The sequence below is a fragment of the Sporosarcina sp. NCCP-2222 genome (genome assembly GCF_023168145.1).
GTDB lineage: Bacteria > Bacillota > Bacilli > Bacillales_A > Planococcaceae > Sporosarcina.
The window spans coordinates 397,535-409,211 of record NZ_BQYK01000001.1 but is presented as its reverse complement, the minus strand read 5'-3'; the positions used below and the strand labels follow the sequence as shown (position 1 = coordinate 409,211).

Below are 11,677 nucleotides of genomic sequence, written 5' to 3'. Positions count from 1 at the left end.
GCATTGCAAGCATCAGCGACCGGTGAGATTGTCGTTCTCGGAACCGTGGGCACTGTAAATAGTGAGGCGTATGCGGAAGCAATTCATCTGTTGTCGTCCCGTGCTTCTGTTTTTCAATTGGCTTGTCCGGATTTCGTTCCAATTGTCGAAAGCGGCAGATATAAGACGAATGAAGTCAGCGGAATCATCCATCAGACACTGAAGCCGCTTCAAGAGGTGGCGTTCGATACAGCGATATTGGGGTGCACCCATTATCCACTCTTGCATGACCATATTAAAGCGCAGCTGCGAAGCGATGTAACGATCGTTTCCTCTGCTAACGAGACCGTGCATGATGTGGAAAAAGCTTTGATGGCAAACGGGCTCGCGAGCGATGTAGCCTCCGCGGCAACGCCTATTTTCTATACGACAGGAGAGGTGCATGAATTCCGCTCCATCGTATCAGATTGGCTGGAGATCGAGGAACCGATTGTACAACAGATAAAATTATAACGGCCCGGGTATCCTGTAAAAAGGATATCCGGTTTTTTGATTTGAGGAAACGGACTATGGTAAGATGATGGCTGTACTGATTACGTGGAGGTGACCGGCATGAGACATGACGGAAGAACAGAAGAAATGATCCGCCCGGTTTCCATTGAGACCGATTATTTATTGCATCCGGAAGGCTCTGTCCTCATAACGGTTGGCAATACAAAAGTAATTTGCACCGCATCCATTGAGGAGCGCGTACCGCCTTTTTTAAGAGGGAGCGGCAAAGGATGGGTGACTGCTGAGTATTCCATGCTTCCGCGCGCTACGGGGCAACGGACGCAGCGAGAATCGTCTCGTGGCAAGGTAGGCGGGAGAACGATGGAAATCCAGAGGCTGATCGGCAGAGCCATGCGTGCTGTCACCAACTTGGAAGCGCTCGGTGAAAGGACGATTTGGATAGACTGTGACGTCATCCAGGCAGATGGGGGAACCCGTACAGCTTCGATCACAGGAGCGTTTGTGGCAATGGTCCTAGCGGTAACAAAGCTATCGAAAGAGAAAGAACTCAAGGCTTTCCCGATTATCGATTTCTTGGCGGCAACAAGTGTCGGTAAAACAGAAGAAGGCACATTGATTGTGGATCTTGATTATATAGAAGATTCCTCGGCGGCGGTCGACATGAATGTCGTCATGACAGGCAGTGGCCAGTACGTTGAAATTCAAGGCACTGGAGAGGAATCGACGTTTTCCCGTGATGAAATGAATGGACTGTTGGATTTGGCTGAAAAGGGAATCCGAGAGCTGTTTGAACAGCAGAAACAAGTCTTAGGCGAAGCGGGTCACTTGATTGGAAAGAAAGAAGAGGAAGCAGAATGAAACAAGTGTTGATTGCAACGAACAATGCCGGCAAGGCAAAAGATTTTGAAGCACTGTTAGGGCCATTCGGCGTAAAGGTCCTGACGTTGAATGATCTGGAAGAAGACATTGACGTAGAAGAGACAGGCACGACTTTTGAAGAAAATGCAATCTTAAAAGCAGAAACGGTATCCCGCTTATTGCAAATTCCCGTCATTGCAGACGACAGCGGTTTAGAAGTCGATGCACTGGACGGCGCTCCTGGCGTCTACTCGGCTCGTTACGCGGGTCCCGCTAAAAAAGACGATGCCAATATCGATAAACTGTTAAGCGAGCTAGAAAACGTTTCTGAAGCGAATCGCACAGCGCGATTTCGTTGCGTTCTGGCGGTTGCAGGACCAGGTATCGAAACAAGAACCTTCTCAGGCAGCTGCGAGGGGCTCATATTGGATGAAAGAAGAGGTTCGAACGGATTTGGGTACGATCCCGTCTTCTATTACCCGGAGAAAGAGCGCACCATGGCACAAATGGCACCTGAAGAGAAAGGTGCGATCTCGCATCGGGGTGCCGCTCTAGCCCAGCTGAAAACATTTTTGCCGGAATGGTTACAGGGACAGGCATGAAAATCATAGTATTAAGTGATACGCATGGCGATTTGGAAACGGTGCAGGCCGTTTCCGCTATGCCTGCCGACGCCATCTTTCACTGCGGTGACAGTGAACTGACCCTGGATGCAGCCGTATGGAAAACAATGAGAACAGTGAAAGGCAATTGCGACCGGGAACGTCAATTTCCGGACCAAGTCGTTCAGCGCGTCGGGAATAAACAGATTCTCGTCGTACATGGACATCAGCATGACTGCAATCGGTCCCTGTTGCCCCTTTACTATGAAGCACTCGAACAGAAGGCGGACATTGTCCTATTCGGCCATACCCATCTGTATGGAGCAGAAATGAAAGACGACATTTTATTTCTTAATCCCGGCAGTCCTGTTTTGCCGAGAAGAGGGAAAGAACCGACCTACGCCATTATCGAATGGGAGCAGGACGCAACTGTCTCATTTGTCAATCCGCACAATGAATTGGTCGATACATTGCAAATAAAGAATTTTTAAGAATACCGTTGACTTTATTGCGCAACCTGCTTATAATAAAATTTGTCCTTGGGAAACGTTGGAGTACCAAGAGCATGTCTCAGTAGCTCAGCTGGATAGAGCACACGCCTTCTAAGCGTGCGGTCGCAGGTTCGAATCCTGCCTGGGACGTAATTGAACCAGTCACAAATTATTGAAATGATTTGTGACTAAGATGGGATTCTGTCAGTGCTTCAGTCACTGTGCAGAATCCCTTTTTTATATCAACGAAATGTATCTTCCGATTCAACTGAATGGAGGATTTTTTTTGTCGAAAAAGTCAGGATTATAAGATGCGAACTTCTCGTTTACATAAACACAGGTGCGTACCGGGGGTGCTCTTGATAGCATCTTTTTATTTTAGCAGGCAATGAACATTGGGAAAATTCCTTTAATGAAGATACGATTCAGGCGTTTCCCAATATGCTTCTATCCTTTGTCCCATTAGAACTTGTCGCATATGGTATATGGAAGAACCATTCCCTCCTAACGGATAAGTCAAAGGGACAGGAGGAAAGATTAAAGCGAAAGGGGTTGAAGTAATGTTTATAAAACCGTGTTACGGTCCGATTACCTCTCTTTACACTCTTGAGCGGAAACACCCTATTACCGGCAACGTTCAGCCACATTGGGGTGTAGACTTTGGTGATGACAAAGACAATACAATAATGGCAGCGGGGCAGGGGGTAGTACGATTTATCGGGCGTGGACATAAGTCGGCGGGTAATTACATTGTTATCAAGCATCCCAACGGATGGGAAACAGCATACCTTCATCTGGCTTCCATCAGTGTAATTGTCGGCCAGTCAGTTGGACAAGGCCAAAAAATCGGAGTTAAAGGGATGAGCGGTGGAGCAACAGGCATCCATTTGCATTTTGAAATTAGTACGGGCACATGGCCAGGCAATTACAAAAATAACGTGAATCCATTACTTTACATCGAAGATCCCGATGTAAGGGAGTTGCAGCGAAACTTAAATAAGTTAGGGTACAAGCTTACTGAAGATGGCATCTATGGCGTCGCAACAATTAATGCTGTCACAGACTATCAAAGTAAGAATAAGCTTACGGCTGACGGGGTGGCTGGGCGTTTAACAGTCGAATCAATCGTCAAAGCATTGCCTACCTATATTACAGAGGAGGAACCGGTCATGCCAGAACCAAACGTAGACATCGTCAGCCCGTCGCATAAAGAAGCGTGGGAGTGGGCGAAGGAACAAGGCTATCTCAACGGAGAACGTCCGAAAGAGCCCTTGACTCGCGAACAATTCGCAACGGTTCTCAAACGTTTCCATGATAAGCTTGCGAAATAATCTACCTATCCTATGAACGGGTCTATTAAACGTTACTTTTTAAATATATTTTTGCAGACTTGCCCTGTCATTTAATGGATAGGGCATTTTAAATACTAAATAATAATCGTAATAAATGTACTATAATGAGGGTGTCAAGTGGCACGTTTGATAAATAAACTACTTACTTTGAACCGATCCACCAACAAAACACTACCTGAGTTTAGTCAACGGGTCCTTGATCGGATAGGGCTTAGTTAAGTGTTAAATTTATTAACATCAGATTAAGGAGTGAAGTACGAATGAATACAAAACGCTATTATGTTTCCATGTTTTTGTTTTATTAATATTAATAACGTGTGATGTGTATTTTGGTTTCAATTGGGTGTTCAGGTGTATGTATATAACTTTATTTATAATTAATATGACAAGTACAACATTAAAATTTAGGAATGATCATCAATAGGACATAGTCGTTTTTTTGTCTTTCTAACTAACGTTTTCTGGAGCTTATAATGCAAGAATAGGGTGAGATAAAACAGCCATTGAATTGGCCATTGTGAGAGCATAACATAACAAAAGGACCTGCATCCATTAACACAAGTCCTGTATTTATTAAAGTAAACCCCAATGGAATAAGTATATTTCTTTACATTCTTTACATGCTATTGCCAACGTCTTACTAAATATCACTTTTATTGCAATGGAATATCCAGTTCGATGTTTTCTCCAATCGGATTGAAGTAATAGTCAAAGTATATTTTTGCTGTTCCATCATAATCTTGAAATTTCGTCGTCTCAATTTCGTACTGCTCATCTCTTGAAATTTTCATCTCTGTAATTTTTAACGGCGTACCATCTTCCTTTACAGCATTATATAACCTTAAAAATTTGCGTCCATTCTCCCCTTTTCTTACAGCAACTGCTATTTCTTGCTGTTCTACGGAAATTTCCCAATCGAAATAATCAGGTTTCGTGAGTACTTCTTTTGTGCCAAAATCGACTTCTATAAAATCCTCGCCCTTTGGAACTGCTTGAACAGCCCCAATATTAATGGTGAGGGAATCTGTCTCGTGAAAATAATTACTTTGCACATTGAGCGTAATTTTACCGTCACGGATATCACCGTGTTTTGCAATTCCATTTACGATACTATATCTTCGCTCACCACTATCCGTCATGACTGCAATATCATCAAAAGCTAATATTTGCATTGTATTCGCTTCATCTAATTCAATATCTATGGCCGTTTTTAATGGAGATCGTCGAATTTGTGTTATTGTAAATTTCTGACCGTCTATATCTACAATACGATTCACAGCAATCACTTTTTCTAGAGCGATTTCGTTTTGTAATGTAAATGGTATCGTTATTTCAATATTCCCCTTATCTACATCCTCAAAATGAAAAACGGCCTTAAATTCCTTCGTAGTATAAACGATTGGCTCTGAAAAGCTATATTCTACTAAAGAAGAAATGTATTGTTGATTATCTGAATGACTGGTAAAACGCGGACCTGGTATTTCAACGTCTCCCTGGAACAATTGAACGTCATTTAAGTATAAATTCGACATATCAAATAAAGCATCGGCATCATAAAAGAGTACAAAGCCCGAATGATCAGCAATCACGCCTTGCAATGTTAACGATAGGCCCTTTTCAGACTCCGTTACATTGATCTCTTCAAAGTATTGATTGTCTACAATGTCTTCTATCCCAGCATCGGTTCTAACCGCAGATACAAGTGCATTAAAACCAGGTATTTTTGCAATATAACCAGCAAAAGTAGGAGAAACACGAATTGAAAATAGAATAGTTATGCAAAACAAAGCAACTAGTGCCACAGGTACAATACGCTTCTTTGTTCTTTTTTCTCGCTGAACTTTACGTAAGGTATCTATTCGAATTTGTTGAAGTTTCTCCTTTGGAACGGCAATCGGTGGTAGTTTACTCATAGCCAGTCCTCCTTTTCTCCGGCGGAATTTCTTAGCTTCTTTAATATGTGGTGAAGCTTAGACTTTACCGTGCCTTCCGGAATTTGATTAAGTTCTGCAATTTCTTTGTTTTTTAGTTGTTGAAAATATTTCATATAGACGAGTTGTTGCTCCGACAAAGATAATTGTTCCAGTAGTCGCTCCAAATCAGAATAGATGACCCATCCAGATAGGTGATGTTCTTCAATTGGAACGGTTGGTTGTCGTTTCCTTAAATGGTCTTTACAACAATTGATTAACACTCGGACGAGCCATGTTCTGGCATATTCCTGCTTTTTAACGGTATGCATTTTTTTTAGTGCCTTGTAAATTAACTCCTGCATTACGTCTAAAGTGTCTTGTTCATTTTTCATATATGTAAAAGCCATGCGATATAAAATCTCTTCATCCATTTCAATCAGTGAAAGTATCGCTTGATGATTCCCACTAATAGCACGCTGCACGATGTCAACTTCCATCCTTATCGCCTCCTTCCTTAATTAGACGCAGCCTTTCTTCTTTTCGTTCAAAAAAGTTTTTCCTACCTTCAACTAATCTACAGAAGGTACTTCTTTTGTTAGAATTAGTTCAAAAAGACTTTCAATCTTATAAATGAATTCGATCATATCCCCGAAATCTAAGAAATGATTAATGTATCCTTAGCTCTGATGGATATAGCATACGTCTTCTAAGCATACGGTCCGTGGTTGGAATCCCTCCTGGAACGTTTCCTGTAACCTATAGGGTGAATAAAATATTCGTAGGAATTTTTTACTATACATTCCTCTTCACAATTGGTGAAATATCTTGTCGGAATGAGCATTTATCCGTAAACTAATGAAACATATGGATATATCTGTTATTCTGTGTGTAATTGTAAATCAGTTTTTGTGAAGAGAATTGGATCTGTGAACGATGAAATTTACGAGAGATAAAAAACTAATGGAGGGGAAAGAATGATTAAAAGTAAACCTGGAGTTTTAATTTTATCAAGTGTAATTGTACTAGCGATCATCTTTTGGTACATGCAAAAAGAGCCATACAGTACAACACGGGTTGTCAATTCTTTATCTGAAAAATTTGAAATACAAAGTACTCAAATTGGTATTACAGATCCTGTTATATCGATAGATGTTTACGATAAAAATGATATACCCGAAGTTGAAAAGTATTTAAAAGAAAATTTGTTTAAGGATGACTTGAGACATTATGAAATTGAAATATTCTCACGGTGGTCGTGATTTTGTATGGAGAACTACCTTGGGATCTGCCATCTACGAGAAAACTTATTTCTGAATTTTGATTGTTCCTTTCGATAGCTTTGATTAGCCTAATTTCTTGCAATACCTAAGCTAAGTATCGACCACTACGTTTCGTTTCTGCAATTTTATTGCGCTAGAGTTATTCAACCAGGGGATAGAAATGGCAGATAAATTCTGCTAGATTCAAGTATTCACCCTCTAAGTATTAGACGACGTTCTCTAATCTAGGGATGGTTAAGGTAATCTATAATCCGTTTTCTTACCTTGCTTACTCTTTTCCTCTATTAGAGTCAATTGCCATTATTATTTTGCCAAAATGAAAAAATTAAGCCTGCAGCAGTTTAGTTTAACTGGAAGGTCTTCCAATGATGAGGGGGGAGAAAATGAGTAAGAATATATTTGTCTCGGCAATAATTACGTTATTCTTGTTAGTTGGCTGTTCACAAAAAGAAACATCCCCAAAGGCAGATGATAAAAATAGTAGTGAAATAAAGAAGGAAGTCTTTATACCGACCCGGGATAGTATTTTAGAAAATGGCCGCTATCCAATAAATGATAATGGGCAAACTTATGGTCCTAATATGGGAGACGCGACGATTGCTCTCGGAGAACCTGATTTACTGTCGGCATTAGGTGAAAACGGAAAAATAGGTTATGTTAAAAAAGTAGATTTGGAAGGTCCTCAGCCTAGAACTCCTGCAGAAGCCGTAAGACTCACAAAAGAAACTAAACCAAGAGAAATTCCTTTGTATGACGTTGATGGAGAGACTATTATTGGTAAGTTTATTGTAGGTCGATAAAACGGTTCGTTTATTGCACAACTTACTAGTAAAGAGAAAATGCTATTAAAGTAACGGTTACTTTCTTGAAGATGATTGAGCTGCTTAGACGGCTCTTTTTTCTTATTCAATTAACAGGGCAGGTTAGTTGAATTAGGAAATGAGCCTTTCTCTTAAAAGTAACGTCTAATTATAAGGGGTGTTATGTATAAAAAGGATAGTTGCTTTTACATTATTTATGGTATTGCTTTGTGTATTAGTTGGCTGTCATCAAGAAGAAAGAATAAAAGCTTCAAAAGCAGAGACACAACAAACTGAACAAATTAAAATAAGACCGTTTACAGTAGAAGAGCGCCAAAGTGAAGGGTATAAAAGTCTAAAAGAAGTTGTTACATCGGATGAAATAGAGACCGTTGTCGAGATATTTGAAAACGCTGAATGGAAAGAACACATTGAGGTGGATATGGCACTTCCTCCTGAATATCGTTTTACCTTAGGTTCGATTAACTATGCAATATGGGTGACACCAAATAGGGATAGATTAGAGATAATTGCTGAGGGGCAGGCAAAATATATCAAACTGCCAGTAAAGGAATCAGAAGATTTATTTAATATAATCACTGGAAAAGAACTTTAAGAAAGAAAATAGTTATTCAACTAACGGCTGCTTTATGCGAAGAACATTGAGCTTTTAGCTGGCTCACAATGTTCTGAAACATGGCGGGTTGGTTTCAACATAGCTCTTTATGTATTAGCTCTGATAGAACCAGCTATATAATAGTTTTCCAACCCATAAAGCAATTAAGATCCAGACAAAGATAAAAAGAGCACCAACAAACCAATTTTTTGGTTTACCGTCTTCTTTAATTTCTTCAGCTCTAACTCTATTTTCTTCTATTACTTGGGATGGGATTAATTTAAGAGCCAATGATATACCTAGAGGGACAATAATTAGGTCATCAAGATATCCTAAAACAGGTATAAAATCTGGGATTAAATCAATTGGACTGAAAGCATAGGCTACAACACATATTGCGAATATCTTGGCGAACAAAGGAGTTCGAGAATCCTTGTAAGATAGATATAGAACGAATAAATTACTTTTTAGTTTTCGTGCAAAGTTTTTAAGTTTATTTATCGTATCCATTGTTATCCTCCCTAATTTAATTAGTATAAATTAGATAAATTGTGAGGTAAACAAATGATTTATCATGAAGTTCGAATAAAAGGTTAACAGGAGGATTTCGATCACTATTGCTGTATGGCTGTAATGAAGGCGAAAGGCAACAGGTTACTTCAGCAGCAGAAAAAGATAGTTCAGAAAAAGAAACTGAAAAAGACTTATTAGCATTGTCGGATGAAATATTTTCACTATTGAAGGAGTCGAACTATGGAAAAATAGATGAGAAGGTTGATCCGGAACACGGAGTTACCTTAGCGTTCTATACAGATTTTGGTTATCCCGATGGATATGGGGGGCAGTATGTTAACTTATCAAAAAAGGAGATTAGTGAAATAAGTGATACAAAGTATTTATGGGGAAGTGATGAAGCAGAAACGAAATATGAAATGTCCTTAGATGAATATGTTCATCATTTCCTCTTAAGGCGATGGGGAAGGGATGATGTTTATTATAGTTTGGAAGGATGGTGTTAACTGATGTGGAAGGACTATATATGCTCGGTGTCAAAAGAATACTTCTTCCAGCCCCCAGCAACTAATGCTGAAATAATTCGCATTTCAGAGGAACTAAATGTGAATGCTCCACAAAAGTTGTTTACATTACTGAGTGAAACGAATGGAGTTTTTGACTGTTTTGGCTGTCCTTTAATATGGTCAACTGCACAAATTGTACGGGATAATTTGTTTTTTAGAGGTTTAGGTGATAATGAAGACTTGTATAAGCCATTTGACAACTTGTTATTTTTTTCGGATAGCGGCTGTGGTGACTTATTTGGATATAAGTTGGTGAATGGAAATATTCAAGCAGAGGATATATATGTGTGGAATCACGAAGATGATAGCAGAATGTGGGTTGCTTCATCATTAGAAGAATTTATTAAAGGTTGGATTACTGGAGAAATTACTACATAGATAAAGATGGTTAAATATGAAAGTTTCCAAGACCTTAATTCGATAAATTGATTGTTGTACAAGACCTGATTGCTTTGTTTTATGGAGACCAACAAATTAGGAGATGAAAACTTGAATGCCCTGCAAATAAAAAAGCATTATTTTAAACAGGCTACCATCTTTCAAACATGGGGATTTTGAAACAATACTTCTGCATTGGTACGCACATCCAGCTGCACTTCAGTCGCATTAACAAAAGAACTTCACAACGGTAAAGGCAATGATGAACCTGCGAGATTATATGAACTTGCTGTGCAATGGGTGCTCAGCAATCCGGATCCTACTACTTTGGAACAGCCCGAGTATAAGTGGTAACGTATGTACAGCTTCTCATAGATGCCAGCTAGATAGAAAAAACTATTAACTACTCAACTCAAAGGGCTAAGACGGTTTTTCTAAAAACTGACCTGGGGGAGAACGACGCTTTTCGTCGTAGTCCAGTATCATAGTAGTTCTTTATAACATTGTCACTTTATAATAGCTTAAGAATGGAGGTACGGTATATGGTCGAATTAAGCACAACGGAAATATATTTTAAGACAAAAGATATTGCCAAACGAAACGCCTTATTAAAGCAATTCGTGTTTGAACTACCAGAAGACGGAAAGGACTTCTTTTTAAAAGCATTTAAAAAAGAACGCTATCTGGATATGCGACTTACCGCCATTAGAGGATATGCCGCCTTTGCAAGCGAAGAAGAAGTTGCCGTTTTAATGAAAAAGATGTTGGAAATTTTAAAAAAGCGCCCTGAGAGTACACCCTATAATTATGAGGAATATGAAATCTTGCGCTCCGCCTTTTTGATGCCCTACTTGCTAGAAAAATATCCTTATGATTGTTTCAAGGTTTTTAATGGGCAACTAGAGAATCAGTACGATGACATGCCTGAAGTTTTCAAAGGAATATTCACCTGCAATGATAGAGGTGAACATGTCCAACTAAAACCCCCAGTGGTAGTGCGGAGACAAATGGAAGATTTTCGGCGTGGATGTAAGGTGAAAAATGAGTAGAAGGTGAAACTGTTGAATGTCACGCAAATCAAAAAAGCTCTGTTTAAGCAAGCCGTCATCTTTCAAACAGGTGGATTCCGGCCGACAGAGGAAGTAGGGGAAAGCTGGATTGGCAATGTTTTATGGGGAAAAGAAGGGGAGACGGTACCTTCCAATTTTGACCCGATTTTTACAATGTGTCTGCACAATTTACCGTTCGTGCCGAAAGAGTTGAGCAGTTATCGGTTGATAACAATATACATGGATTTTGATGTGTTTAATCATATGATCGAGGATGATTTATCTCCTTTTTTCAAAATTACTTGTTATAAGGAACTGGATGGATTGAAAAAGATAAATAAACAATCTGAGAAGATAAAGGCTTTTCCATTAAGTCCTTCCTTCATACATAACGACACACCTGCTTGGGAGGATTCTGACAGCATTGGTGAAATAGAAAATGAAATACTTCGGCTTGAAGCAGATGAGGATATTGAGTATTACGAAGATATTGTGGAAAATATCTACCCCACTCATAAACTGGGGGGGTATCCTTCTTTTATCCAAGGCGGAACTTCTCCTGGGGTAAGTTACCCTTTTGTTTTTCAAATAAGTTCGGATGAAAAGGCTCTTTTCAACATTGTCGACAGCGGCAGTTTTTATTTTTTCTTCAATCAAGAAAAACAGGATTGGTTTGTGCATTGTGATTTTTATTAATGCTGAGAACCCCTTGCTGCGATGAAGAGTTATGGGCCTTTAAAGGAACATTTACTGTTCTTGGAGAGTTA

At 39.5% G+C, this 11,677-nt stretch carries 15 protein-coding genes and 1 tRNA gene; 13 read left to right on the top strand and 3 right to left on the bottom strand.

Going from position 1 to position 11,677, the window contains the following annotated elements; genetic code table 11:
* The 6 genes from NCCP2222_RS02250 to NCCP2222_RS02225 all read left to right on the top strand — a co-directional run.
* On the top strand, window positions 1-492 hold a 492-nt coding region (locus NCCP2222_RS02250), incomplete at its 5' end, for a glutamate racemase (RefSeq protein WP_248509214.1).
* Window positions 493-591: 99 nt separating this feature from the next.
* A complete protein-coding gene (gene rph, locus NCCP2222_RS02245) occupies window positions 592-1,350 on the top strand; it encodes a ribonuclease PH (RefSeq protein WP_248509210.1) in 759 nt (252 codons plus the stop codon).
* Entirely contained in the window at window positions 1,347-1,952 is a 606-nt protein-coding gene (locus tag NCCP2222_RS02240) for an XTP/dITP diphosphatase (RefSeq protein WP_248509208.1), read from the top strand. The genes rph and NCCP2222_RS02240 overlap by 4 nt, the downstream gene beginning before the upstream one ends.
* Window positions 1,949-2,443, top strand: coding sequence for a metallophosphoesterase (locus NCCP2222_RS02235; protein ID WP_248509206.1), 495 nt, complete (start codon window positions 1,949-1,951; stop codon window positions 2,441-2,443). The genes NCCP2222_RS02240 and NCCP2222_RS02235 overlap by 4 nt, the downstream gene beginning before the upstream one ends.
* Before the next feature lie 76 nt (window positions 2,444-2,519).
* Window positions 2,520-2,593, top strand: a tRNA-Arg gene (locus tag NCCP2222_RS02230).
* 410 nt (window positions 2,594-3,003) lie between these two features.
* The gene (locus NCCP2222_RS02225) at window positions 3,004-3,774 is read left to right on the top strand and encodes a peptidoglycan DD-metalloendopeptidase family protein (RefSeq protein ID WP_248509204.1); all 771 of its coding nucleotides are present in this window, start codon (window positions 3,004-3,006) and stop codon (window positions 3,772-3,774) included.
* Between the two features lie 674 nt (window positions 3,775-4,448).
* On the opposite strand, the gene NCCP2222_RS02220 is transcribed toward NCCP2222_RS02225, so the two are convergent.
* Both NCCP2222_RS02220 and NCCP2222_RS02215 read right to left on the bottom strand, forming a co-directional pair.
* Window positions 4,449-5,708, bottom strand: coding sequence for a DUF4179 domain-containing protein (locus NCCP2222_RS02220; protein ID WP_248509202.1), 1,260 nt, complete (start codon window positions 5,706-5,708; stop codon window positions 4,449-4,451).
* A complete protein-coding gene (locus tag NCCP2222_RS02215; RefSeq protein WP_248509200.1) occupies window positions 5,705-6,205 on the bottom strand; it encodes a sigma-70 family RNA polymerase sigma factor in 501 nt (166 codons plus the stop codon). The genes NCCP2222_RS02220 and NCCP2222_RS02215 overlap by 4 nt, the downstream gene beginning before the upstream one ends.
* 477 nt (window positions 6,206-6,682) lie before the next feature.
* Between NCCP2222_RS02215 and NCCP2222_RS02210 the strand changes: the two genes are divergently transcribed.
* The 3 genes from NCCP2222_RS02210 (at window position 6,683) to NCCP2222_RS02200 (ending at window position 8,404) form a co-directional block, all read left to right on the top strand.
* Window positions 6,683-6,967, top strand: a complete 285-nt coding sequence (locus tag NCCP2222_RS02210; RefSeq protein ID WP_248509198.1) for a YolC/YozM family protein — start codon at window positions 6,683-6,685, stop codon at window positions 6,965-6,967.
* A 404-nt stretch (window positions 6,968-7,371) separates the two neighbouring features.
* Window positions 7,372-7,788, top strand: a complete 417-nt coding sequence (locus tag NCCP2222_RS02205; RefSeq protein WP_248509196.1) for a metal ABC transporter substrate-binding protein — start codon at window positions 7,372-7,374, stop codon at window positions 7,786-7,788.
* A gap of 178 nt (window positions 7,789-7,966) precedes the next feature.
* Window positions 7,967-8,404, top strand: coding sequence for a hypothetical protein (locus NCCP2222_RS02200; protein WP_248509194.1), 438 nt, complete (start codon window positions 7,967-7,969; stop codon window positions 8,402-8,404).
* Between the two features lie 114 nt (window positions 8,405-8,518).
* On the opposite strand, the gene NCCP2222_RS02195 is transcribed toward NCCP2222_RS02200, so the two are convergent.
* On the bottom strand, window positions 8,519-8,914 hold the full coding sequence (locus NCCP2222_RS02195) for a YkvA family protein (RefSeq protein WP_248509193.1): 396 nt from the start codon (window positions 8,912-8,914) through the stop codon (window positions 8,519-8,521).
* Between the two features lie 107 nt (window positions 8,915-9,021).
* Between NCCP2222_RS02195 and NCCP2222_RS02190 the strand changes: the two genes are divergently transcribed.
* The 4 genes from NCCP2222_RS02190 to NCCP2222_RS02175 all read left to right on the top strand — a co-directional run bounded on the left by NCCP2222_RS02190 (window position 9,022) and on the right by NCCP2222_RS02175 (window position 11,606).
* Window positions 9,022-9,423: a hypothetical protein gene (locus NCCP2222_RS02190; protein WP_248509192.1), complete on the top strand. Its 402-nt coding sequence runs from the start codon at window positions 9,022-9,024 to the stop codon at window positions 9,421-9,423.
* Window positions 9,424-9,426: 3 nt separating this feature from the next.
* A complete protein-coding gene (locus tag NCCP2222_RS02185; RefSeq protein ID WP_248509191.1) occupies window positions 9,427-9,861 on the top strand; it encodes an SMI1/KNR4 family protein in 435 nt (144 codons plus the stop codon).
* Between the two features lie 542 nt (window positions 9,862-10,403).
* Window positions 10,404-10,910: a hypothetical protein gene (locus NCCP2222_RS02180; protein WP_248509190.1), complete on the top strand. Its 507-nt coding sequence runs from the start codon at window positions 10,404-10,406 to the stop codon at window positions 10,908-10,910.
* Window positions 10,911-10,922: 12 nt separating this feature from the next.
* Entirely contained in the window at window positions 10,923-11,606 is a 684-nt protein-coding gene (locus tag NCCP2222_RS02175; protein WP_248509185.1) for a DUF1963 domain-containing protein, read from the top strand.
* Window positions 11,607-11,677: the final 71 nt, after the last annotated feature.